Consider the following 25,045-nt stretch of genomic DNA (forward strand, 5'->3'; position numbering starts at 1 on the left):
CATGATTAACTTAATTTTAATTATTCTTCTGTTATTTGGAATAATGATGGGGTTAAAAAGAGGGTTTATTCTTCAGTTATTTCATTTAACAGGTTTTATTATTGCTTTTATTGTTGCGGTAATGTACTTCCGCCCATTCGGAGAAAGACTTTCTCTTTATATTCCTTATCCGGACCTTTCAGGAGAAGGAGCCTGGTCATCGTTTTTGGAAAACCTGCCTATAGAAAACGCATTTTATAATGCTATCGCCTTTGCGATTATTTTCTTTGCAGTGAAGTTTATTTTGCAAATTATTGCTTCGATGTTAGATTTTGTAGCTGCGATACCAATCATCAGCTTTGTTAACAAAATCTTAGGAGCTGCACTTGGCTTTGTTGAATTATATTTAATCAGCTTTATTATTTTATATATCCTGGCCCTAACACCGGTTGGCGGTGTACAGGAAGCGATTCAAGGATCTTCACTGGCGATGCGGATCATTGAGCATACACCGTATTTTTCAGAACGTATTTTTGAATTATGGTTTAATTTGACGGAATCTTTGACTAAATAAAATAGCAGACCATGAACATGATGATAATAAGCAAAACTGACTCAGACTAAACTAGCTTGGGTCAGTTTTGTTACGATAGGAATGCCTGTAATTTCCAATGTGGCAGATTGAAGAAATATGTTTAAACAAATTGGGAAAACAAGTATTTCATCTCCTTATTAACTTATCAAACCTTCCGTGTATAAAGAAAAATCCACAAAAGGAAGTTTTGTTTATGTAAATGGTGACAGAATAGGGGAAAGTATATGAATAAAAAAGATATTATTCGTTTGCTGGAGAAAATAGCAGTTTATATGGAGCTGAAGGGGGAAAACCCTTTTAAAATAAGTGCTTATCGAAAGGCTGCGCAGGCTATTGAGACAGATGACCGCAGCTTGAGTGAAATAGATGACTTTACTAAGATGAAAGGCATTGGAAAAGGAACTGCTGCAGTAATTACAGAATTTATTGAAGCAGGTCATTCGGAAACACTGGAACAATTGGAGAAAGAGGTTCCTGCTGGGCTTGTCCCCTTATTGGACTTACCTGGACTTGGAGGAAAGAAACTGTCTAAGCTTTATCAAGAATTAGGCGTGGTGGACGCTGACACTTTAAAAGAAGCTTGTCTGTCCGGAAAGGTGGAGGCTTTACCCGGATTTGGCAAAAAATCTGTGGAGAAAATTGTTACAGCGATAGAGGAAGCTGGCAAGAGACCAGAACGAATTCCTGTAGCAATTATGCTTCCGATCGCAGAAAAGGTGGAAGCTTACTTAAATGATATCACTGGTATTATCCGCTATTCTCAGGCGGGAAGCATCCGGCGTATGCGTGAGACAGTTAAAGATCTTGATTTTATCATTGCTAGTGACAACGCAGAGGAAGTAAAAGAAGCGTTAATAAAATTTCCTTCCATCAAAAATGTTATCGCTAAAGGAGATACAAAGGTATCTATCACTTTGGAAGAGGTTTATGATATTAATGTTGATTTTCGTCTGGTTTCTGATGGGGAGTTTGCTTCCACTCTACACCATTTTACTGGCTCAAAGGACCATAATGTGGCCATGCGGCAATTAGCAAAATCACGTGGTGAAAAAATCAGTGAATATGGTGTGGAGATAGAAGAAACAGGGGAGACACTTCAATTTGAAACTGAAGAATCTTTTTTCAAACATTTCGGTTTGCACTTTATTCCTCCGGAGGTTCGTGAAAATACGGGAGAAGTAGAAATATTTAAAGATAAACAGGAATTAATCCAGCTTTCTGATATTCAGGGAGATTTGCATATGCACACCACCTGGAGTGACGGCGCGCAATCTTTGGACGAAATGGTTGAAAAAGTGAAGAGTATGGGTTATTCCTATATGGCAATAACAGATCACTCTAAATATTTGCGGGTAGCGAACGGATTAAATGAAGAACGGCTTCGGAAGCAGCGGGAAGAAATTAATGCTTTAAATGAAAAATATCCGGATTTCCAGATATTTTCCGGTGTGGAAATGGATATTTTGCCGGATGGAAGCCTGGATTTTGATGATGATTTTCTAAAAGAAATGGATTTTGTTATTGGTGCGATTCATTCCAGCTTTCAACAATCAGAAGAAGATATTATGCACAGGTTAAATAATGCATTGGAAAACCCATACGTATCCATTATTGCTCACCCGACAGGAAGACTTATTGGCAGAAGAGATGGGTATAGAGTGAATTTAAAGAAGTTGATTGAAAAAGCGAAAGAAACAAATACGGCTTTAGAAATCAACGCTAATCCAAATCGTTTGGATTTATCCCACGAATGGGCTAAAAAAGCACAGGAAGCAGGCGTTAAACTGGTTATTGATACTGACGCACATAATTATCAAATGCTTGAGCATATGAAATATGGCGTAGCAACGGCCCGCAAAGGATGGATTAAACCATCTACTGTTATCAACACATGGTCAAAAGAAGAACTAATCACATTTTTTAACCGGGGAAAATGAAAATTTTATAAATGAAATTGTATTTTCTTTTAATGGGCTACCACTAAAATTTATGGGTGAAATTAATTATATAAATATAATAAGGAAACAAAATAGCAACAAACTTATCTTACTAATATAAAAATAATTTTTAATAAAAGAGGGTTTTAAAATGAATGAACGCGTGTTAAAAACGCTAGAATTTCATCGCCTTGCTGAAATGGTGTGTGATCAAGCTGAAACCTCTATCGGAAAGGATTTAGCATCTAAGATACGCCCTAATTCCTCGCTGGAAGAAGTGGAGGAATTACAAGCACAGACAGATGAAGCAGTACAAATTTTCCGGCTGAATAAGGTGATTCCTTTAGGGGGTATATCGGATATACGTCCCAGCGTGAAGCGAAGTGCAATAGGCAGTATTTTGGCTGCAGATGAGGTTTTGCGCATTGGTGATACTTTGTATGGCGGCCGGCAAGCAAAAAGCTTTTTGGAGCAGGTGGAGGATTTAGAAATACCAATTCTTCAATCTGCTGCATCAAATATTATTGCAATTCGTGATTTAGAGCAGCATATTAATAGCTGTATTGATGATCATGGTCATATTATGGACGGAGCTTCTTCAGTTTTGCGTTCCATCCGCAGCTCCATTCGCACTTACGAGAGCAGTGTGCGGAGCAAGCTGGAAAGTTATACACGCTCTAACAGCAAAATGCTTTCAGATGCTATTATCACCATTCGGAATGACCGTTATGTTTTACCGGTAAAACAAGAGTATCGCGGTGCTATTGGCGGTATTGTTCATGATCAGTCATCATCGGGACAGACGTTATTTATGGAGCCTAAAGCAATCGTAGATATGAATAATAAATTACAGGATTTATTTTCTAAAGAAAAGCAGGAAATAGACCGTATTTTAAAAGAGCTGAGCGGCCATATTGCTTCCTATGAACAGGAGCTTTTGAATAATGTATACTGGCTTTCGCAAATTGATTTTATAAGTGCCCGGGGAAAACTTGCACAAAAAATGCATGCTGTAAGGCCTAAGATGAATATAAATGGTTATATAAAGATGCAACAGGCAAGACATCCATATATCCCGGAAGATCAGGTTGTTGCTAATGATATTGAAATGGGAGAAGACTTCCAGGCTATTGTTATTACTGGACCAAACACAGGCGGAAAAACAGTAACATTAAAAATGATTGGTCTCTGTACATTGATGGCTCAATCAGGGTTGCAGGTGCCGGCGCTGGATGGCTGTGAAATGCCGGTATTTGATGAGGTTTTTGCTGATATTGGTGATGAACAGTCCATTGAACAGAACTTAAGTACTTTTTCATCACATATGACTAATATTGTAGAAATTATGAAACATGTAACAGATCAGTCACTTGTTTTATTTGATGAATTGGGTTCAGGTACAGATCCTCAAGAAGGGGCTGCTTTAGCGATGTCCATTCTTGATGAAGTTCTTTCAAAGAATGCAAGTGTCATTGCTACAACGCACTACCCGGAGTTAAAAGCTTATGGATTCAACCGGAAACAAGTTGTCAATGCTTCCGTTGAGTTTAATATAGAAACCTTAAGACCTACCTATCGATTACTAATAGGAGTTCCGGGGCGCAGTAATGCATTTGAGATTTCAAAACGGCTCGGCCTTGATGAGACAATGATTAATCATGCCAAGCAGCTGATTGGAGTAGATTCACATCAGGTGGAAAATATGATTGCTTCTTTAGAACAATCCCATACAGAGGCTGAAAGAGATTATGAAAAAGCCCATGAGCTCCTTGAAGAGAGCGAAAAACTTCATGCTGAACTGAAGAAAGCAATGAGCAGGTGGGAAGATCGCAAACAACAAATTTATGAAAGAACAGAGGAAAAAGCAGAAAAAGCATTGCTTAAAGCGCGTCAAGAAGCAGAAGAAATTGTTCAGATGATGCGGAATATGAAAAACCAATCCGGAATGAAAGAGCATGAATGGATAGAAGCCAGAAAAATGCTTGATGAAGCAATGCCCAACCTGAGCAAAGAAAAACCAGCTGTATCTCTTGAAAAGAAGCAGGAAGAGAGCGAGTTAAAGCCAGGAGATGAAATTAAACTTCTTACGGTGAATCAGCTTGGCGAGGTTGTCAGTAAAGTTAATGATAAGGAATACATGGTACAGGTCGGCATTATGAAGGTAAAGGTGAAAAGATCTGATTTAGAGCTTGTTAAGAAGAAGAAAAAGAAACAGGCGGAACCAGTGGCTACTGTAAGAGGGAGTAATCAGCACGTAAAAACAGAATTAGACCTGCGCGGCGAGCGTTATGAGGACGCAATACACAAACTGGAAAAGTATGTTGACGATGTATTACTGGCTGGATATGCTCAGGCATCAATTATTCATGGCAAAGGAACCGGCGCATTACGAAAAGGGGTTCAGGAATTCGTTAAGCGGCATCCGCATATTAAAGGCTCCAGGTCAGGTGAAGCTGGAGAAGGCGGAAGCGGTGTTACGATAATTCGTTTTGAATAAGAGGTAATTTATTTAAATGTTAATGGACGTTGAAAAAAGGGATTAATCAATATATTATTGAGAATGGATAGCATACCATTACAATTGATCCCTTTTTTCCCAATGAAGGAGCGAAGAAAATGGAAGGCTTTTGGGAAAATATTTTAGTAATAACGGCAGCAAGATATAGTGTGTTTATCTTATCAACACTACTATTTTTAGCAATATTTGAGCTGGTGACTTCCTATAAAAACTGGGAGGAAATTAAAAATGGAAACATAGCCGTTGCTATGGCTACAGGCGGTAAACTATTTGGTATAGCAATGATTTTCAGATTTTCTATTGAACATAATGATCGATTATTAGTTTCTATGGGCTGGGGCGTATTTGGTTTTATCTTATTAATAGCCGGGTATCTGTTCTTTGAATTTTTAACCCCATTTATGAAAGTTGATGAAGAAATTGGTAATGGCAATAAGGCTGTCGGGTTTATCTCTATGGTTATTTCAGTAGGGTTAGCTTATGTTATTGGAGCCAGTATAGTAGGTTAGGAGTGGAAATTTTGGTATTTGAACGTTTAGCAAAGATATTAATGGCAGTAGGAATCATTTTTTTCGTGGTAGGAATTATCTACTTATTTCTCTAAAATTTAGATAATATTTTCAAAAATAGAAATTAATCGTTATAATAGGTATATACTATACTAAAGGAGGAGTGATTTAATGGTGGAGAAAAGACTTTGGCATGATCGTTATCCCGAAGATATACCGTTAACAATGGAGTATGATAAGTGTCCTCTGTATCAATATTTAATCGATGCCGCTCATCAGTACGGAGAAAAGAAAGCGCTTTATTTTATGGGGAAAGAAATAACATATAAAGAGCTTTATGAAGAATCGAAAAAAATAGCAAATTACCTGCAATCTATTGGTATTCGAAAAGGAGACAGGGTTGCTATTTTTTTACCGAATACACCTCAGGCTGTAATCAGTTACTATGGTATTTTAATGGCAGGAGCTATCGCTGTTCCCACGAACCCGCTTTATAAAGAAAGAGAACTAATCTTTCAAATGAATGATTCACAGGCCAGAGCAATTATTTGTTTAGATATATTATTTCCACGTGTGAATAGTGTTCGTAATCATACTCCATTAGAGCATGTCATTGTAACAGGTATCAAGGACTATCTTCCATTTCCCAAAAACGTGATCTATCCTTTTATACAGAAACGGGAATATAATATGGTTGTCAAAGTGGAACCTGGTAATGATACACATGTATGGAAGAAAATAATGGAACAATCCGTTGCTGACTATTTAGAATCATCCATTGATCCTATGGAAGATCTAGCTCTCCTGCAATATACCGGCGGAACAACAGGGAACCCAAAGGGAGTTATGCTGACTCATTATAATTTGAGCTCAAACGTACAGATGTGTGAAACCTGGCTTTCTGGAAGTGCAAAAAAAGACAAACAAGATTCAGTTGTTGGTATTCTTCCATTCTTTCACGTATATGGGATGACAGCAGTCATGAATTTTGCGATTAAAAAAGCAGCAAAAATTATTCTTATACCAAAATTTGATGCAGGTGATTTATTAAAGGTAATTGATAAACAAAAACCAAATCTTTTTCCAGGTGCTCCAACTATCTATATCGGTCTCTTAAACCACCCTGATATAGAGAAATATGATTTATCCTCTATCGAAGCATGTATTAGTGGTTCAGCTCCTTTACCTATTGAAATCCAGGAACGTTTTGAAAGAATTACCGGAGGAAAGCTGGTAGAAGGATATGGGTTGACTGAATCATCTCCTGTAACACATGCAAATTTTGTATATGCGGAACGTATTAATGGCAGTATCGGTGTTCCATGGCCGGATACGGATGCAAAAATTGTTCAAATGAGTAGTGACGGCTTAGAAGAGCTTCCAATGGGAGAAATAGGAGAAATTGCTGTGAAAGGTCCGCAAATCATGAAAGGATACTGGAATAATGAAGATGAGACAGCAAATAGCTTAAAGGATGGCTGGCTGTTAACCGGTGATCTGGGTTATGTGGATGAAAGAGGCTATTTTTATGTAGTCGATAGGAAGAAGGATATGATTATCGCCGGTGGCTTTAATATCTATCCAAGGGAAATTGAAGAAGTATTATATGAACATGAGGCTATTCAGGAAACTGTAGTGGCAGGAATACCAGATGCATACAGAGGTGAGACTGTAAAGGCATATATCGTCCTGAAAGAGGGCACAAGCTTAACGGAAGAAGAATTAAATGAGTATGCAAGAGAACATCTGGCAAGCTATAAAGTACCAAGAATTTATGAATTTCGTGATGAGTTACCGAAAACAGCAGTTGGAAAAATCTTAAGAAGAAAACTGGTAGACGAAGAGAAACAGAAACAAGAAGCACCATCTGTTTGAGCCTCGTGCTCTTTTTTTCTTTTTAGAGGATGTTTTAAAATCTGATAAGATAAACTAGTTTTTCATTGACATTAAACTGCAAGGATTGTATATTAAAAATATGAATGACTATTCACTCATTTTTTAATATACAATCAAGGAGAAAATTATGAATAACCAAAAGCCAAAATATCACCAAATTATTGAAGCTGCTGTGAAAGTAATTGCTGAGAATGGTTACCACGGATCACAAGTTTCAAAAATAGCCAAGGAAGCGAATGTTGCTGACGGTACAATTTATTTATATTTTAAAAATAAGGAGCATATTCTTGTATCACTATTTGAAGAAAAAATGGGAGAATTTATTGAACGGATAGCTAAAGCGATTGAAGGCAGTGAGTCCGCTTCAGATCAATTATATACATTGATTGAAATGCATTTCAGGCAGTTGTCTTCTGATTATTATTTAGCAATCGTAACACAGCTGGAGTTGAGGCAATCAAACATTTCTCTAAGACTGCAAATTAATCAAGTTCTGAAGCCTTATTTAAAAGTGATTGATGGTATTATCCAAAAAGGAATCGATCAGCATCAATTTAAAGAAGATCTTAATATGCCTTTAGTAAGGCAAATGATCTTCGGAACGCTAGATGAGATTGTGACAAATTGGGTTATGAAGGAACAGAAATATACTCTTGTTGACATGGTACCAGAAATCCACAGAATGCTGGCCAGTGCTTTAGCTTCTAAATAAGCGGTTAAAACAAAAAAGGAGTGGTAGTCTTGTCCATTATTGATTTAAAAACTGCAGAGAAGGTTGCTTATTTAACGATTAAAAGCCCTCCTGCAAATGCGTTATCTTCAAAAATTATTGCGAAGCTGGATGAGCTGTTAACACAGATTGAAAAAGGTGATGAAGCGAAAGTGATAGTCTTGCAGGGGGAAGGCAAGTTTTTCTCAGCAGGGGCAGATATTAAAGAATTCACCTCTCTTCAAGAAGCGTCTGAGTATGAAACTTTAGCAAAGAATGGCCAGGATATTTTTAGCAAGATAGAGCATTTTCCGCTTCCGGTCATTGCATCTATACATGGGGCCGCGTTAGGTGGAGGACTGGAACTTGCTATGGCTTGTCATATAAGGTATGCAACAGCTAATGCAAAAATAGGTCTCCCAGAAATGAATTTAGGGATTATTCCTGGATTTGCAGGAACGCAGCGGTTACCGCGTTATGTAGGAAATGCGAGAGCATACGAAATGATTTTAACTGGAGAACCCATTTCCGGAAAGCAGGCTGAGGAGTGGGGATTGGTTAACCGGACATTTGAAGAAGGAGAGCTTGAAGAAGCGGTTCGTAAATTAGCCGGAAAGATTGCTGCAAAAAGCAAGCCGGGAATTAACCGGATTATGAAGCTGATTCCGTATGCAAATACGAGCCAATTTAAAGAAGGAGTTAAAAAGGAAGCCAGTTTGTTTGGTGAGATTTTTGGCTCTGATGATGCTAAAGAAGGTGTAAGCGCTTTTATAGAAAAAAGAGCAGCTAATTTTCAAGATAAATAGATTCTAGTTTGTTAGGAGGAAAAAAGAATGAATATTTATGTATTATTAAAGAAAACATTTGATACAGAAGAAAAAATTACTGTTCAAGGTGGCAGAATTGAAGATGATGGTGCAGAATTTATCATTAATCCTTACGATGAATATGCAATAGAAGAAGCAATTGTACAAAGAGACGCCCATGACGGTGAAATAACTGTAGTTACTATTGGAGACGAAGATTCTGAAAAACAGCTCCGAACAGCACTTGCGATGGGAGCAGACAAAGCCGTTCTTATTAATACAGACGAAGATCTAGAAGATGGAGACCAATTTACTACTGCGAAAATTTTAGAGGCTTATTTTGAAGGTAAGGATGCTGATTTAATTTTAGCGGGAAATGTTGCTATTGATGAAGCAAGCGGTCAGGTTGGCCCAAGACTTGCAGAGCTTTTGGGCATACCTTATGTTACAACCATAACCAGTTTGTCCATAGATGGCGCTGCAGTATCGATTGAAAAGGATGTAGAGGGTGACGTGGAGGTTATTGAAACAAGTCTGCCTTTATTAGTTACGTGCCAGCAGGGTTTAAATGATCCACGCTATCCGTCTTTGCCGGGAATTATGAAAGCGAAGAAAAAACCACTTGAAGAATTGGAAATTGACGATTTAGACCTGGACGAAGATGATGTGGAAGCTAAAACAAAAACAATTGATATTTATCTGCCGCCGGAAAAAGAAGCCGGTAAGGTGTTAGAAGGAGAAATAGCGGATCAGGTGAAGGAGCTTGTGTCCTTGTTGAAAAATGACAAAAAAGTACTTTAACAGGATGTTCAAAAAGTCCAATAAAAATGACACTGCGAATTTCTACGTTGACGATTTTTTCCAATGGGACTGCGATTACTCGTCCCACCAAAAGCGTTACTCACGTATTTAAAAACATACGCTCCGTTTGGAAAAAGCTCGTCGCCTTGAACTTCTTGGTCCTTTTCATCGAACTTTTTGAACACGTAATTTAATGCAGCTGATAGTGAAAGGGGATAATAACAATGAGTGACAAGTTACTAGTGATTGGTGAAGTAAGAGATAATGATATAAGAAATGTTTCCTTCGAGGCAATTGCAGCAGCAAAACAAATTAGTGCTGATGCTGAAATCGTAGGAGTGCTGCTCAGTGACAATGATTTGACAAGCGCAGGTGAAGAATTTATTGCTCATGGAGCTGATAGTGTCATAACTGTCACACACGAAAATTTGAAAGAATATACATCAGAAGGATATGGACAGGCAATTTTAGAGATTATTGATGAGTTATCTCCAAACGGGATTGTTATGGGGCACACTTCAATTGGAAAGGATTTAACACCAAAAATTGCTAGCCGCTTATCTGCAGGACTAATCTCAGATGTTGTAGACATTGAAAAAGATGGAGACGATGCAGTTTATATCCGGCCAATTTATTCTGGAAAAGCATTTGAGAAAAAAGCATTTGAAGATGATTTCACATTTGTAACTATCCGGCCCAATAATATACCTGCACTTGAAAAGGATACATCAAGGTCCGGTGATGTAACAGCCAAGGATGTAGATATTAAAGATTTACGTACGATTGTTAAAGAAGTTGTACGTAAAGCATCTGAAGGTGTGGATCTTTCAGAAGCAAACGTGATAGTAGCAGGCGGACGCGGAGTAAAAAGTGCAGACGGATTTAAGCCGCTGTATGAGCTTGCGGAAGTGCTGGGCGGCGCTGTGGGGGCTTCCCGCGGAGCTTGTGATGCAGACTATTGTGATTATGCGCTGCAAATTGGGCAGACTGGAAAAGTAGTGACCCCTGATTTATATATTGCTGTAGGTATTTCTGGTGCTATTCAGCATTTAGCAGGAATGTCTAACTCAAAAGTAATTGTTGCTATTAATAAAGACCCTGAATCAAATATCTTTAATGTTGCTGATTATGGTATTGTAGGCGATTTATTTGAAGTGATTCCGCTGCTTATTGAAGAAATTAAAAAAGTAAAAGCATAATTAGCTGGACATTGCTATTTCAGTTCAAGAATGGATAAAGGCCTGTGAAAAGTAACGCACCACAGGCCTTTTAAAGCTTATTATATATATATGTCGAGCAAACTATTAGGAAGTATACTTATACGGTGATATACTCATACTAAGCTTATTATAAGCTGTATGATGTTTTAAGGAGGTAAAATAATGGCAATTAAAAATGTAACGGACCAAAACTTTACGGAAGAGACAGCAGAAGGTCTTGTTCTTGCAGATTTTTGGGCACCATGGTGCGGACCTTGTAAAATGATTGCTCCTGTTCTAGAAGAAATTGATGGAGAAATGGAAGAAAAAGTACAAATCGTCAAATTAGATGTTGATGAAAACCAGGAAACAGCAGGGAAATTTGGTGTGATGAGTATCCCGACACTTCTTTTATTTAAAGACGGTGAAGTTGTAGACCAAGTTATTGGTTTCCAACCTAAAGAGGCATTAACTGATTTAATTAATAAACATGCCTAATATAGTAAAGTCTTCGTTTTGCTGTCATAATAAAATATGATGGCAGAACAAAATCTTTTGTTATTTATTAGAAAAAAGAGAATCCCTTTGTCATCAAACAGATGAGAAGGGATTTTCTGATGCATAAAGGGCTGGTAATATATGAATAATGAAGCAATTGAAAAAAAACTGTCTATTCTTCCAATGCAGCCCGGCTGTTATCTGATGAAGGACAGGCATGGAACGATTATTTATGTAGGGAAATCTAAAAAACTTAGAAATCGTGTACGCTCCTATTTTCGTGGAGCAAATGACCGGAAAACACAGCGTTTAGTACAAGAGATTGCCGATTTTGAATATATGGTTACATCCTCAGAAATAGAAGCTCTTATTTTAGAAATGAATTTAATAAAAAAATATGATCCTAAATATAATGTAATGCTGAAGGATGATAAATCATATCCATATTTAAAAATTACATCAGAACGGCATCCGCGGTTAATTGTCACAAGACAGCTAAAAAAAGACAAAGGGAAATATTTTGGTCCTTACCCTAACGTTATAGCAGCAAGAGAAACAAAAAAGCTTCTTGACCGGATATATCCGCTTAGGAAGTGTAATAACCCTCCTGGGAGACCATGTCTTTATTATCATATGGGACAATGCTTAGCCTGCGGTAAAAATCCGCCTCCTAAAGAGGTTTATCAAGAAATCGTCCAAGAGATAACTTCCTTTTTACATGGCGGATTTAAAGATATTCGTAACCGTTTGACAAAAGAAATGACAGAAGCAAGCGAAGTATTAAATTTTGAAAGAGCAAAAGAACTTAGAGATACGATTCAATACATTGATGCGACCATGGAGCAGCAAAAAATGACTGCAAACGATCTGATAAACAGAGATGTTTTTGGATACAGTTATGATAAGGGCTGGATGTGTGTACAGGTCTTTTTTATTCGGCAAGGAAAATTAATTGAACGTGATGTCAGTGTATTTCCGTTTTACGATGATGCAGCAGAAACGATAATTAGCTTTATCGCAAGATTTTACTTACATGAAAATCATTTAAAACCAAAGCAGGTACTTGTTCCAATCGGTATCGATGATGAAATACTGGAAAAATTATTAGAAATAAATGTTCATACACCGCTTCGCGGGCGCAAAAAAGAAATGGTAGAATTAGCTTGTGAAAATGCAAAAATTGCTTTGAATGAAAAATTCCAATTAATTGAGCGTGATGAAGAAAGAACATTTCAAGCGGTAGAGGATTTAGGCAAATACTTAAATATAGAGATTCCACATCGGATTGAAGCGTTTGATAATTCTAATATTCAGGGGGCAGACCCTGTATCAGCGATGATTGTTTTCGAGGATGGAAAACCAAATAAAAAGGAATATCGGAAATACAAAATCAGAGATGTTAAAGGTCCGGATGATTATGATACAATGCGGGAAGTGATACGTCGCCGTTATTCGAGAGTGTTGCGCGAGGAACTTCCTTTGCCCGATTTAATTATTGTAGATGGCGGAAAAGGGCAGATGTCAGCAGCAACAGATGTATTAGAGAACGAGCTTGGTTTAAGTATTCCACTTGCCGGTCTTGCTAAAGATGACCGTCATAAAACAAGCGAATTGCTGTATGGTGATCCGCCTGAAGTGATCCCTTTACAGCGTCAGTCACAGGCATTTTATTTAGTACAGCGAATACAGGATGAGGTCCATCGCTTCGCAATTACTTTCCACAGACAATTAAGAGGAAAAGGATTGTTTCAATCAGAACTTGATCGTATTCCCGGTGTTGGCGAAAAGCGCCGTGTACTTCTATTAACGCATTTTAAATCGATAGAAGAAATAAAAAATGCGTCTTTAGAAGAGATGCGTAAAATAGGTATACCAAAAAATATTGCCACAGAAATTATCGGGCATTTAAAAGAACATGACAAAGAAAAAAACGATCGTGAAAAGGAATAATTTTCGCGATCGTTTTTTAAGCTGAATAATTTGTTATTCTGTTCCACAGGCGCATCTTTCAGTATAACTTTAAAAAAGATGTCAATCTTGTATATAAACTGTAAACTCAATTTGCTTCAGGCGGTGGTGTACAGATTCAAGGCATTCACAGTCCACACCTTCTAATTGTTGAAGCACTTCTGCTATTATTCCAGCTTCTAATCGAAAATCGGTTTCAATCTTTGAGTTTAGTTTAGTTACAATAGCATCGGACAAAAGATAAAATGTTTTTACTTTCTTCTTATCTTTTACGAGATCTAATGATCCCAAACCCATTTTTTCAAAAAATAAACTTAAATCTTCCAAACTGCTAAATTCGAATTTGCGAGCTAAATTCCTTCCTAAAAAATAAAGCAGTGTTTCTTTTTCTTCTCCAAACAGCTCTGGTAAGCCAATATAGCGTAAAATATCATATCCCGCACCATCGCTATGTAATTTTTCTAATTCATTTACATCTAATTTTTGATTACCGTCGTACTTTGGCACCACTTTCATCCTTTCCTACACGTCTCGTTCATGTTAAATGTCTAAGGTTATTATCTATTGCCGTCTATTAATTAGCAAGTATTGATACTAAAATTTTTAATATTTTCTGAGGATGTTTGATAGACTATCCTCTCCTGTAGTCACAAGTGAACTTAATTACCTCTATTATAATAACATTACCTGTGCTTTTTCTAAATCTTTTTCTAGGAATCATGTATCTTTCATTTCATTCCTGTATAAAAAATAGTATTTTTTCCTTTAGCAGCAGCGATATCATGATTATGTTTTTGTTATTAATGTTATTTCGATTAATAGTGCTTTGCTTTCTTTAAGAAGGTGGTTGGGAATTCTTGACGCTTTACCCTGTAAGAAGTACAATAATAGATGTTATTGGCTGTACTGTAAAAAATCATTTTTTTGCTTTCTTGTAAAGCGCTTTATTTTTTATAGTATACATATATTAAGGTATTAAGTTTTAAAGGGGGGTAAACATGGCAGAGCAGCGCGAGTTCTTCTTTAGAAGACTACATTCGCTACTGGGAGTTGTGCCGATTGGTATTTTCCTGGTACAACATCTTTTCATCAATCATCTTGCTGTGTATGGGGAAGAAGCGTTTAATGCGGCAGCTGGTATTATGCATCAATTACCATTTGTATTGGTATTGGAGACACTGGTAATCTATCTACCTATCTTGTTCCATGCAATTCTGGGTGTTTATATTGTTTTTACATCTAGATACAGCACACGCCGTTATGGTTTTTTCCGTAACTGGATGTTCGCATTACAGCGGTTTACTGGTATTGTACTTGTTATCTTCATTGCATGGCACGTATTTGAAACAAGAGTTCAGGTTGGTTTAGGAAATGTAGATGTAAACTATAGCCTTATGGAAGGCATTCTGTCCAGCACACCGATGTTTTGGTTCTATGTGGTCGGAGTACTTTCGGCTGTATTCCATTTCGCAAATGGATTATGGAGCTTCCTGGTAACATGGGGAATTACACAAACACCAAAATCACAGCGCATTTCCACGTATGTGTGTCTGATTGTATTCTTAGCAGTCGGTTATTTAGGTATAAGATCATTACTTGCATTCGCATATGGTATTTAAAAGGTAATGAAATGAAAGAAGGAGTGAGCTAACGAATGAGTAATCGAAAAGTTGCTGTTGTCGGCGGCGGTTTAGCCGGTTTAATGGCTACCATCAAAGCTGCTGAAGCAGGCGTCAGTGTAGACTTATTTTCTATTGTTCCAGTAAAACGCTCTCACTCTGTATGTGCACAAGGCGGTATAAATGGAGCTGTTAATACAAAAGGAGAAGGAGATTCTCCTGATCTGCATTTTGACGATACAGTTTATGGGGGAGATTTTCTCGCCAATCAACCGCAGGTAAAAGCAATGTGTGATGCTGCACCCGGTATTATACATATGTTTGACCGTATGGGAGTTATGTTTAACCGTACACCGGAAGGATTATTAGATTTCCGACGTTTTGGCGGTACTCAGATGCACCGTACTGCATATGCAGGAGCGACAACAGGGCAGCAATTATTATATGCATTAGATGAGCAGGTCCGCCGCTATGAGGTTGAAGGACTTGTAACTAAGTTTGAGGGCTGGGAATTCCTTGAAGCTGTTATTGACGATAACGGTGTTGGTAAAGGGATTGTGGCTCAAAATGTAAAAACACATGAAATTAAAGCATTTCGTTCAGATGCAACAATTTTTGCGACAGGAGGACCTGGAATCATCTTTGGTAAATCTACCAACTCTATGATTAATACAGGTTCTGCAGCAAGTAAGCTCTATTTGCAGGGGGCAAAATATGCAAATGGAGAATTTATTCAAATTCATCCGACAGCTATTCCCGGAGATGATAAACTGCGGTTAATGAGTGAATCAGCGCGTGGGGAAGGCGGGCGTGTCTGGACGTATAAAGATGGAGAGCCTTGGTACTTTTTAGAAGAGAAATATCCGGCATATGGAAATCTTGTGCCACGGGATATCGCAACCCGTGAAATTTTTGATGTCTGTGTAAATCAAAAACTGGGTATCAATGGAGAAAACATGGTTTATCTTGATTTATCTCATAAAGATGCGAAAGAGCTGGATATTAAGCTTGGAGGTATTATTGAGATTTATGAGAAATTTGTCGGGGAGGATCCTCGTAAGGTTCCAATGAAAATATTCCCTGCTGTTCACTATTCTATGGGCGGTTTATGGGTTGATGAAAAACAGATGACAAGTATCCCTGGAATTTTTGCTGCTGGCGAATGTGACTATTCTCAGCATGGTGGAAATCGTTTAGGCGCGAATTCTTTGTTATCTGCAATCTATGGCGGTATGGTGGCCGGACCTAATGCTATTGAATATATTGAAGGTTTGGATGAACATGTGGAGGAGCTTCCAGATGAACTCTATCAATCTCGTGAAGAAGCAGAACAGAATGATTTTGATAAGCTTATGAATATGCAGGGAACTGAAAATGCATATCAAATCCATAAAGAACTTGGAGAATGGATGACAGATAACGTAACAGTTGTTCGTGAAAATGAAAAACTGTTAAAAACAGATAAGAAAATTGTTGAATTGATGGAACGCTGGGAAAATATCAATATTAATGATACATCCCGCTGGAGCAATCAGGGAGTTATGTTTACCCGTCAATTAAAGCATATGCTTCAATTAGCGCGTGTGATTACAATTGGTGCATACAATCGTAATGAAAGCCGAGGAGCACATTATAAACCAGAGTTTCCAGAGCGTAATGATGAGGACTGGCTGAAAACAACCATTGCTGAATATGATGCCCAAAATAATGAGCCGGTATTTAGCTATGAAGAAGTGGATGTTTCCCTGATTCCACCTCGAAAACGAGATTATACAACCAAACATTAGAAAGGAGTAAATGAAATGGCTGAACAAAGTAAAGTTACCTTTATAATAACTAGACAAGACGGCCCGGATGCTGCTCCTTATGAGGAAACATTTGAGATTCCTTACAGGCAGAATATGAATGTTATTTCTGCTTTAATGGAAATCCGAAAAAATCCTGTAAATAGTAAAGGAGAGCAAACTACCCCGGTCATGTGGGATATGAACTGCTTAGAGGAGGTTTGTGGCGCCTGCTCCATGGTTATTAATGGAACGGCAAGACAGTCCTGTGCAGCATTGGTTGATCAGCTGGAGCAGCCAATCCGTTTAGAGCCAATGTCTACATTCCCGATTGTCCGTGATCTTATCGTAGACCGTGAACGCATGTTTGATGCATTAAAACAGGTGAAAGCATGGATTCCGATTGATGGAACGTACGATTTAGGACCTGGGCCAAGAATGCCGGAGAATAAACGTCAATGGGCATATGAATTATCTAAATGTATGACATGCGGCGTTTGCCTGGAAGCTTGTCCGAATGTAAATGACAGCTCGAATTTCATTGGCCCTGCTGCTATTTCGCAGGCACGTTTATTTAACGCTCATCCAACTGGAGAAATGAATGCCAGTGAGCGTCTAAACGGTTTAATGGAAGCTGGAGGAATTGACGGCTGTGGGAACTCTCAAAACTGTGTACAGGTTTGTCCAAAAGGTATCCCTTTGACAACTTCTATCGCAGCAATGAACCGCGCTACAAACATCCAGGCTTTCAAAAACTTCTTTGGAAGTGACACAGCACTTTAATACAAAATAAAGATTAACAACAATAGAAAACCCTAGCCATTCATCTGGTCAGGGTTTTTCTTAAACAAGCAATGAAAGCGCTTTGAAATATCGGTGGACGACGTGTATAAAATATATACAAGGGAGGTAATTATGTATGAGCCGTATCTCTTATATTGAAGATTTTACAACCTGGGAAGAAGGTTTTTCTTTTTATGTGCCGGTATCTGTCCGATTTTCTGAAACAGATATGTATGGTCATGTAAATAATGTTTCCCCATTTATTTATTTTGAAGAAGCACGTATCGCCTATTTAAACAACTTAGGATTTTTATCAAAGGATATGCGGCAGACTGACGGAGTAATTGTCGCTGATTTACAGTGTAATTACCTGAAGGAGCTTTATTTTGGAGACGATATTCAAGTTTATGTTAAAACAGCATCTGTTGGCACTACCTCTTTTGATATTCATTATAAAGTTGTAAAAAAAGAAGAAGTTGTTATGACAGCAAGGGGCAGGCTGGTTTATATTGATACTCAGAAGAAAGCTCCAAAGAAATTGTCGGATGAAATGAAGCAAAAGTTACTTTCAAGGTAGTCGTGCAGAATCATTGATTTATAAAGAAAAAGTCTGAGACAAAAGTGTTTTAATCTAGCGATTTCTGAACATAAATTGTGCGGATATCCATCTCAGAAATATACTTCGCTTTCTAAAGGAATCTACGTATATTTCCTGCGTTCCATTTGTATATCGTTTGATCTCAGGAATTAACATTTCTTTCTGTTTCAATTTTAGAAGACATCCCCGAGATGTCTTTTTTATAATAGGCAAAGTAAATAAAAAAGTCTGAGCTCCCCTTTCCAAAGCTCAGACTTAAACAGCACCTTCATATAGTTTCCATTCTTCCTGTAAGGAATGATGATAAAGAATACGTTTGAATGGTAAGCGCAGATGCCTCGAAATACCAGCAATAAACGTAAGCATTGTATTGAGTTCAAAACAAAATTTAAATAAAAGAAGAAATAAATGTATTTTTGACCTCGAACAATATCCTGTTTATCGCTCTCTCTTTTTCGTTTGATTACAGCTTTAATTCACCCATACGAAGCAATTCGACAACAGCCTGTGAACGGCCCTTTACCCCTAATTTTTGCATCGCGTTCGAAATGTGGTTTCTCACAGTTTTTTCTGAGATGAATAGCTCTTGGGCAATCTCTTTTGTTGTTTTATCTTGTACCAATAGTTCAAACACTTCTTTCTCGCGTTTGGTCAGTAGCTGCTTCGGTTTATACCCATTATCCTTCAAATGTTACCCCCTCCTTGCTTTATAGAACTGCATCATGAAGGGAAATTATTTAGTCGATATAGCTTATGAAGGCTGAAACAAAAGAGTGCGTACATTTTGAAAAGGACATTCAAAATTCTGGCTGGAATAACATATTTGGAAGAGAAGCCTTTTAAAATCTCCCACATCATGTGATAAGTGTAGAAGTCAATGTATCATGTGAAAATTTCATCAGCCTGCATTTTTACTTCTCGGAAAACAAGATATTTGAGATTTTACCCTAGCTAAGATTTCCTAATAAATTTTGAAATATTGCTTCAATGCAATAACATTTGAAGGCTTTTCCCTAAAAAAGTTTTCAAGAACCGTTTTTTAGTTTACTATGGATTACAAGCAGATGTTAAATGCCTCATAACAATCGCTACATAAATTATTGTTAAAAATTTTAGTGGATTTTTTAATTTTAGGGGGTACCATATTGGAAAAAAACCAAGAAGTAGAAGCAGTTAATAAAATGGAAAAAAAATTAAGATATATTTCTGGTATGATTAAACAAAACGGCCGGAAAATTTTACATCATTATCCGATTACCTCACCACAGTTTATTGCTTTACAATGGCTGCTGGAAGAAGGGGATCTGACAGTTGGTGAATTATCTAACCGTATTAGCCATGCATTTAGTACTACCACAGATTTAGTCGATCGTTTAGAGAAGAATGAACTGGTTGAGCGTGTTCGCGATACGAATGATCGTCGTGTTGTGCGAATTCATCTTCTGGAAAAAGGAAAGCACATTATTGAAGAAGTAATCCAAAAACGGCAAGAATACTTACGAGACGTTTTATCTCAATTCTCGGATGAGCAGAAAGAAACCTTAAATGAATTATTAAGCTTCCTGCATGATGAGATGAAACAGGTGAATGAAAAGTAGAGAAGGAAAAAAGGGAGAGAGAATTTTGAAACAGCCAATTGGTGTAATTGATTCTGGAGTGGGCGGGTTGACTGTCGTTCATGAATTAATGAGACAGCTTCCTAAAGAACCGCTTATTTACTTAGGAGATACAGCGAGATGCCCATATGGGCCAAGAACAGAAGAAGAAGTAAAACAATTTACTTGGGAAATGGTCCGCTTTTTACTTGGGAAAAATATAAAAATGCTCGTGATTGCCTGTAATACAGCAACGGCATTTACAATAAAGGACTTACAAAAGGAATTGGATATCCCTGTTATTGGCGTTATTAAGCCTGGTGCGAGGGCTGCAATTAAGTCAACTGAGAATAACTATATCGGGGTTATTGGAACAGAGGGAACTGTACGGAGCGGTGCATATAGCTACGCACTTCGTAAAATTAAATCCGATATTGAAGTTATTTCTTTAGCTTGCCCTTCATTTGTGCCGATGGTAGAAAAAGGGGTATTAGATGGACCAGAAGCCAAACAAGTAGTAGAAACTGCCTTAGCACCAATTTTAGAGCATGATAAGATGGATACACTAATTTTAGGCTGCACGCATTATCCTTTGTTAAAGGATACCATTCAGGAGGTTGTCGGTAAGAAGATTATCGTTATTTCTTCGAGTGAAGAGACAGCAAGGGAAACGAGTACAACATTGGACATTCATCAAATTGCAAATCATGATGACCACATGCCTCCGCACCAATTTTATGCCACTGGAGATTTGGATATTTTTATTGAAATTACCGAAAAAATATTTAAGGATAGTAATTTTGAAGTTCTTACGATTAAGCATGCTGACTTACAAAATATTTAGAGATAGAGCACCTGTACGATGGTTGAAAAGTTTATTTTCTCAGCATTGTACAAGTGTTTTTTATATGGATAAAAACTTTATGTAAGAAAGTAGCTTTGACCGATAAATTCGATTTAAACAATGCACAGGTTATGGATCATGTGGAAAGTTTGTTTTTTGTGTATCCACAATTATTCTTGTCTCATTTGAAAGAAATATAATCTGTTTAGGAGAAAATGGTCACCTGATCTTTTGATTAACTCAAACTAGGATTCAATACTCAAAAAGTCAATCTTTTAAATCAAGTTTTGTTTTAGAAACTATCGAATTCATGGTCTATTTCTAAAGGTGGGCTCGTATAAATAATAGTACAAACCATCTTGGGAGGTAGTTGCATGAGTAAAAAGTTAATCCAATTAATAGGAGCTTTTGGAATATTAGTCTTACTGGCAGGATGCTTTAATGGAGAGCAGTCATCAAAAGAGGTAGATCCTCCACAAAATGCAGAAGCAGTAAATGGTGAAGAGACAGTGGATGGGGAAGATGCTGCAGCTACCCCTGATGAAGTGGAGGATACTGTTTCAAGAGAGCTGTATTTAATTGATTCGAATGGTATGGTTGCTTCTCAGACTGTTGAACTTCCAGTTCCTGAAGCTAATCAAGTGGCACAGCAGGTTATTGAATATCTGGTTAAAGGCGGTCCAATAACACCAATGCTGCCGAACGGCTTCCAGGCCGTACTTCCAGAAGATACAGAAGTACTTGGTTTGGATCTACAGGAGGATGGAACGATTGTTGTTGACTTATCTGGAGAGTTTTCGGAATATGAAGCATCCTCTGAGCTTCCAATTATAGAAGCCGTTACGTATACCTTAACGCAATTTGATAATGTTCACAAAGTCAAGCTCCGGGTAGAAGGTGAGGACTTAGCAGAAATGCCTGTTAACGGTACGCCGCTCAATAATGGATATACACGGGCAAATGGAATTAATCTGATAAACAATGATACATTAGATTATTTCAGCAGCAATCCTGTCACTATGTTTTATCCAGTAGAAAAAGAAAATAACCGTTATTATGTTCCTGTAACACAATATGTAACGATGGATGATGAAAATGATTTAGCAGGTATTGTTAATGAACTGATAGAGGGCCCAGGTTATCAAAACAATGTTCTCAATGTATTTAATCCGGAAGCAGCATTAGCCGCAGAACCAGTTGTAGAAGAAGGAGTAGCTAATTTGATTTTCAATGAGGGCATCCTGATGGATCAGGAACAGCATATAATCTCTGATGAAGTAATGGAGACAATAGTGAGAACCTTGACATCTCAGCCGAATGTAGATGCAGTAAATGTCCAGGTTGAAAATGTGGATGAAGTATTCAATGAAAATGGAGAGCCGTATTCTGAACCGGTATCTGCACAATTTTTCACTCCAAGCGAAGAATTATAATGATATGAAAATATTGTACAGAGCACCTGAAGAGTGTGTTTAACCACTCTTTAGATGCTCTTTTTTTGTTTGCTGACAAAATCCTGTTATGAGATTGATTTTTCACTGCATCTTCCATCTTCCTCATGTTTCTTTTTTAGAAAATATGATAAGCTATGTAATGTGAAATAAGGAGGAAGACAAATGGGAAGACATGATAATAGAAAACAAAATGAACTGCGGTCCATTCAAATAACACCCGGTTATATTACGCATCCGGAAGGCTCTGTATTAATTGAGATGGGTCAGACAAAGGTTATTTGTAATGCGAGTATTGAAGATAGAGTGCCACCATTTATGAGAGGGCAGGGGAAAGGATGGATCACTGCAGAATATGCAATGCTGCCGCGGGCAACAGAACAGCGGAATATCCGTGAGTCTTCAAAAGGGAAAGTAAGCGGAAGAACGATGGAGATCCAGCGCCTGATTGGACGTGCATTACGTTCTGTCGTCGATCTTTCAAAAATTGGAGAACGGACAATTTGGATCGATTGCGATGTTATTCAAGCAGATGGAGGCACTAGAACGGCTTCTATCACGGGTGCATATGTAGCTATGGTAATTGCACTTCATCAGCTTGTAGAAAAGAAAGTACTTAAGGAACTTCCAGTAAGAGATTTCTTGGCTGCTATTTCTGTTGGTGTATTACCTGACGGACAAGAAGTACTCGATTTGAATTATCAGGAAGACAGTACAGCAAATGTAGATATGAATATTGTCATGACTGGACAAGGTGAATTTGTAGAGCTTCAGGGAACAGGAGAAGAAGCTACTTTCAGCGTGCAGCAATTACAAGCAATGCTGACCTTGGGCGAACAAGGTATCCAGGAGTTAATCAATCAGCAGAAACAAATACTTGGCTCTATCGCAGATTTAGTTAATCAAGAATAATTTCATTGGGGGATGGACACCATGAAGAAGGTTATTATTGCGACCAAAAATAAAGGGAAGGCAAAGGAATTTAAAGCATTTTTTGCCCCTTACAAAATAGAGGCTGTTTCCCTGCTTGATTTAGAAGAGGAAGTTCCTGATATTGAAGAAACAGGAGAAAGCTTCGTAGAAAATGCAGCTTTAAAAGCAGAAGAGATTTCAAGCCGATTTCAACAGCCGGTGCTTGCAGACGATTCGGGCCTGATAATCGATAGCCTGGAGGGAAGACCGGGTATTTATTCTGCGCGATATGCAGGGGAGCCGACAAATGATCGAGCAAATATAGATAAAGTTCTGGAGGAAATGAAACAGATACCTTTAGAAGAACGGAGTGCCCGCTTCGTATGTGTTTTGGCGATCGCCCGTCCTGATGAAGAGACAATATTTGTAACGGGTTATTGCGAAGGACATATTAAAACGGAACAGTGTGGAGAGAACGGTTTTGGCTATGATCCTATTTTTATACCAAAAGGATATACAGAAACAATGGCCCAGCTTGATCCATCTGAAAAAAATCAAATAAGCCACCGGAAACAGGCGATGAAGCAATTGGAAAAAAGAATACACTTGCTATAAATAAATATATTGAGGAGGGGTATGATGACAAGCGTTCTAATTACAAGTGACAGTCATGGGCTGACAAAAGAACTGGAAGAAATGAAGGAAAAACATACTGTGGACTTATACATCCATTGTGGGGATTCAGAGCTGGATTTTGATGCTGCTGAGTTAAGTCCTTTTTATAAAGTTGGCGGAAATTGTGATTTTGATTCGCTATACCCAGATCAGGAAGTACTGGACTTAAATGGTATTCGCTTCTTTGTAACTCATGGTCACCTCCATCAGGTAAAAGGAAATTTAACAAACCTGTCTTATGCAGCGGAAGAACATCGAGCAAATGTTGTATGCTTTGGACATACACATATTGCTGGTGCTGAAAAAATAGGGAATCAATTATTTATCAATCCAGGCAGCATCCGTATGCCCAGGAATCGTGTTGAAAAAACATATGCTATTCTAAGCTGGGAAAATACTGACCAAGTACAAGTCGACTTTTACACTTTAAAAGATGGAAAGGTAAAAGATATGACTTACCAAACTTCTTTGTAGAATCAGATTAGAAAAGCAGTTCATTCTTCTGTTGAAAAGAAGATATGAACTGCTTTTCTTCTTTAAATCAACGTTGTATCTAACGTGTTTTTCCTTTTGTATCAAGGGTTTTTAAGCTATATTATAAAGAATGAAAATAATGTTTAAAAATCTGTTGACAAAAACTTCTATCCAACATATAATATTACTTGTCCGTTAAAAACGGCATACATAAGAAATGCGAGAAATACAGTAGTTGCGGGTGTAGTTTAGTGGTAAAACCTCAGCCTTCCAAGCTGATGATGAGGGTTCGATTCCCTTCACCCGCTCCAGAATGTCCCAGTAGCTCAGCTGGATAGAGCAACAGCCTTCTAAGCTGTGGGTCGCAGGTTCGAATCCTGCCTGGGACGTAAATAAGATAAACGCTCAAACTCTTAATATATGAGGGATTGAGCGTTTTTTTGACGTACTTCCGAAAGAAGCCTCCCTCTTCAAGCGTGTGAAGGGTGTAGTCCAACGGTAAAGGGGAGATGAATTACGATTGGGCAATAGCCCAAAGATCTTTTCTTTTGACTTTTTTCTCAACATGATATAATCAGTCATATAAAATAAAAGGATTAATATTTCAATAAAATTAGACAGTAATAATCACTCCGTATTCTTGATGAGGTATGAATAAGTATAAACAAATCTATGAGCTGAATGCTTGAATCTCTTTTAGATTTCACAGAGTAAATCATTTATTATATGATTAATTATTGTTACTGACAGAAGCTTTCGATAGGATGAATAATTCTTATATCAATTTCAAAGAGAATGCATGGAGATTCCCGTAAAAGCGCGAAGTATTCTCAGGATAAATGCTGGAAGCTAAAATCTTTATTTCAGCTTATACAGTCCCAATAAACGGTTTAAA

General features: G+C 37.7%; 23 protein-coding genes and 2 tRNA genes. 23 read left to right on the plus strand and 2 right to left on the minus strand.

Annotated features, from left to right (window positions below; all coding sequences use genetic code 11):
* The first annotated feature begins 1 nt into the window (after position 1).
* The 11 genes from MHH51_RS10890 to uvrC all read left to right on the plus strand — a co-directional run bounded on the left by MHH51_RS10890 (position 2) and on the right by uvrC (position 13,397).
* Positions 2 to 553: a CvpA family protein gene (locus MHH51_RS10890; RefSeq protein ID WP_147207957.1), complete on the plus strand. Its 552-nt coding sequence runs from the start codon at positions 2 to 4 to the stop codon at positions 551 to 553.
* 245 nt (positions 554 to 798) lie between these two features.
* On the plus strand, positions 799 to 2,511 hold the full coding sequence (gene polX, locus MHH51_RS10895; protein ID WP_147207956.1) for a DNA polymerase/3'-5' exonuclease PolX: 1,713 nt from the start codon (positions 799 to 801) through the stop codon (positions 2,509 to 2,511).
* Between the two features lie 151 nt (positions 2,512 to 2,662).
* Positions 2,663 to 5,008: an endonuclease MutS2 gene (locus MHH51_RS10900; RefSeq protein ID WP_156985418.1), complete on the plus strand. Its 2,346-nt coding sequence runs from the start codon at positions 2,663 to 2,665 to the stop codon at positions 5,006 to 5,008.
* 119 nt (positions 5,009 to 5,127) lie between these two features.
* Positions 5,128 to 5,538, plus strand: a complete 411-nt coding sequence (locus MHH51_RS10905) for a DUF350 domain-containing protein (RefSeq protein ID WP_147207954.1) — start codon at positions 5,128 to 5,130, stop codon at positions 5,536 to 5,538.
* A 171-nt stretch (positions 5,539 to 5,709) separates the two neighbouring features.
* Positions 5,710 to 7,413, plus strand: a complete 1,704-nt coding sequence (locus tag MHH51_RS10910; RefSeq protein ID WP_339286057.1) for a long-chain-fatty-acid--CoA ligase — start codon at positions 5,710 to 5,712, stop codon at positions 7,411 to 7,413.
* Between the two features lie 148 nt (positions 7,414 to 7,561).
* The gene (locus tag MHH51_RS10915; RefSeq protein WP_339286058.1) at positions 7,562 to 8,146 is read left to right on the plus strand and encodes a TetR/AcrR family transcriptional regulator; all 585 of its coding nucleotides are present in this window, start codon (positions 7,562 to 7,564) and stop codon (positions 8,144 to 8,146) included.
* Between the two features lie 29 nt (positions 8,147 to 8,175).
* Positions 8,176 to 8,949 (plus strand): enoyl-CoA hydratase, encoded by a 774-nt coding sequence (locus tag MHH51_RS10920; RefSeq protein WP_147207951.1) that lies wholly within the window; start codon positions 8,176 to 8,178, stop codon positions 8,947 to 8,949.
* 27 nt (positions 8,950 to 8,976) lie between these two features.
* Entirely contained in the window at positions 8,977 to 9,750 is a 774-nt protein-coding gene (locus MHH51_RS10925; RefSeq protein ID WP_339286061.1) for an electron transfer flavoprotein subunit beta/FixA family protein, read from the plus strand.
* A gap of 224 nt (positions 9,751 to 9,974) precedes the next feature.
* Entirely contained in the window at positions 9,975 to 10,949 is a 975-nt protein-coding gene (locus tag MHH51_RS10930) for an electron transfer flavoprotein subunit alpha/FixB family protein (RefSeq protein WP_147207949.1), read from the plus strand.
* 183 nt (positions 10,950 to 11,132) lie between these two features.
* A complete protein-coding gene (trxA, locus tag MHH51_RS10935) occupies positions 11,133 to 11,447 on the plus strand; it encodes a thioredoxin (protein ID WP_147207948.1) in 315 nt (104 codons plus the stop codon).
* 141 nt (positions 11,448 to 11,588) lie between these two features.
* Entirely contained in the window at positions 11,589 to 13,397 is a 1,809-nt protein-coding gene (uvrC, locus tag MHH51_RS10940) for an excinuclease ABC subunit UvrC (protein ID WP_147207947.1), read from the plus strand.
* Positions 13,398 to 13,478: 81 nt separating this feature from the next.
* Here the strand turns inward: uvrC and MHH51_RS10945 are convergent, their stop codons facing one another.
* Complete coding sequence (locus tag MHH51_RS10945; RefSeq protein ID WP_339286064.1) at positions 13,479 to 13,922, minus strand: DUF2507 domain-containing protein; 444 nt, start codon at positions 13,920 to 13,922, stop codon at positions 13,479 to 13,481.
* Positions 13,923 to 14,413: 491 nt separating this feature from the next.
* On the opposite strand from MHH51_RS10945, the gene MHH51_RS10950 reads away from it, so the two are divergent.
* From MHH51_RS10950 to MHH51_RS10965, 4 genes are all read left to right on the plus strand, one after another.
* A complete protein-coding gene (locus MHH51_RS10950) occupies positions 14,414 to 15,034 on the plus strand; it encodes a succinate dehydrogenase cytochrome b558 subunit (protein ID WP_147207945.1) in 621 nt (206 codons plus the stop codon).
* Positions 15,035 to 15,069: 35 nt separating this feature from the next.
* Positions 15,070 to 16,821, plus strand: a complete 1,752-nt coding sequence (sdhA, locus tag MHH51_RS10955; RefSeq protein WP_339286066.1) for a succinate dehydrogenase flavoprotein subunit — start codon at positions 15,070 to 15,072, stop codon at positions 16,819 to 16,821.
* A gap of 15 nt (positions 16,822 to 16,836) precedes the next feature.
* On the plus strand, positions 16,837 to 17,601 hold the full coding sequence (gene sdhB, locus MHH51_RS10960; RefSeq protein ID WP_147207943.1) for a succinate dehydrogenase iron-sulfur subunit: 765 nt from the start codon (positions 16,837 to 16,839) through the stop codon (positions 17,599 to 17,601).
* 136 nt (positions 17,602 to 17,737) lie between these two features.
* Positions 17,738 to 18,178, plus strand: coding sequence for a thioesterase family protein (locus MHH51_RS10965; RefSeq protein WP_147207942.1), 441 nt, complete (start codon positions 17,738 to 17,740; stop codon positions 18,176 to 18,178).
* 484 nt (positions 18,179 to 18,662) lie between these two features.
* Here MHH51_RS10965 and MHH51_RS10970 read toward each other — a convergent pair whose 3' ends face one another.
* On the minus strand, positions 18,663 to 18,887 hold the full coding sequence (locus MHH51_RS10970; RefSeq protein ID WP_040981732.1) for a response regulator transcription factor: 225 nt from the start codon (positions 18,885 to 18,887) through the stop codon (positions 18,663 to 18,665).
* A 457-nt stretch (positions 18,888 to 19,344) separates the two neighbouring features.
* On the opposite strand from MHH51_RS10970, the gene MHH51_RS10975 reads away from it, so the two are divergent.
* From MHH51_RS10975 to MHH51_RS11010, 8 genes are all read left to right on the plus strand, one after another.
* Positions 19,345 to 19,797 carry a MarR family transcriptional regulator gene (locus MHH51_RS10975; protein WP_077603199.1) on the plus strand — a complete coding sequence of 151 codons (453 nt, stop codon included), beginning with the start codon at positions 19,345 to 19,347 and terminating at the stop codon, positions 19,795 to 19,797.
* 25 nt (positions 19,798 to 19,822) lie between these two features.
* Complete coding sequence (gene racE, locus MHH51_RS10980) at positions 19,823 to 20,638, plus strand: glutamate racemase (protein WP_339286068.1); 816 nt, start codon at positions 19,823 to 19,825, stop codon at positions 20,636 to 20,638.
* Between the two features lie 374 nt (positions 20,639 to 21,012).
* The gene (locus MHH51_RS10985; protein ID WP_156985413.1) at positions 21,013 to 22,071 is read left to right on the plus strand and encodes a GerMN domain-containing protein; all 1,059 of its coding nucleotides are present in this window, start codon (positions 21,013 to 21,015) and stop codon (positions 22,069 to 22,071) included.
* A gap of 183 nt (positions 22,072 to 22,254) precedes the next feature.
* Positions 22,255 to 23,001 carry a ribonuclease PH gene (gene rph / locus MHH51_RS10990; RefSeq protein ID WP_339286071.1) on the plus strand — a complete coding sequence of 249 codons (747 nt, stop codon included), beginning with the start codon at positions 22,255 to 22,257 and terminating at the stop codon, positions 22,999 to 23,001.
* 21 nt (positions 23,002 to 23,022) lie between these two features.
* Entirely contained in the window at positions 23,023 to 23,616 is a 594-nt protein-coding gene (locus MHH51_RS10995) for an XTP/dITP diphosphatase (protein ID WP_339286072.1), read from the plus strand.
* A gap of 24 nt (positions 23,617 to 23,640) precedes the next feature.
* Positions 23,641 to 24,150: a metallophosphoesterase gene (locus MHH51_RS11000; protein ID WP_147207937.1), complete on the plus strand. Its 510-nt coding sequence runs from the start codon at positions 23,641 to 23,643 to the stop codon at positions 24,148 to 24,150.
* 237 nt (positions 24,151 to 24,387) lie between these two features.
* Positions 24,388 to 24,461, plus strand: a tRNA-Gly gene (locus tag MHH51_RS11005).
* A gap of 4 nt (positions 24,462 to 24,465) precedes the next feature.
* Positions 24,466 to 24,539: transfer RNA gene (locus MHH51_RS11010), tRNA-Arg, on the plus strand.
* The last annotated feature ends 506 nt before the right edge of the window (positions 24,540 to 25,045 follow it).

Source organism: Oceanobacillus sp. FSL K6-3682 (genome assembly GCF_037976165.1).
GTDB classification, from domain to species: Bacteria; Bacillota; Bacilli; order Bacillales; family Amphibacillaceae; genus Oceanobacillus; species Oceanobacillus sojae.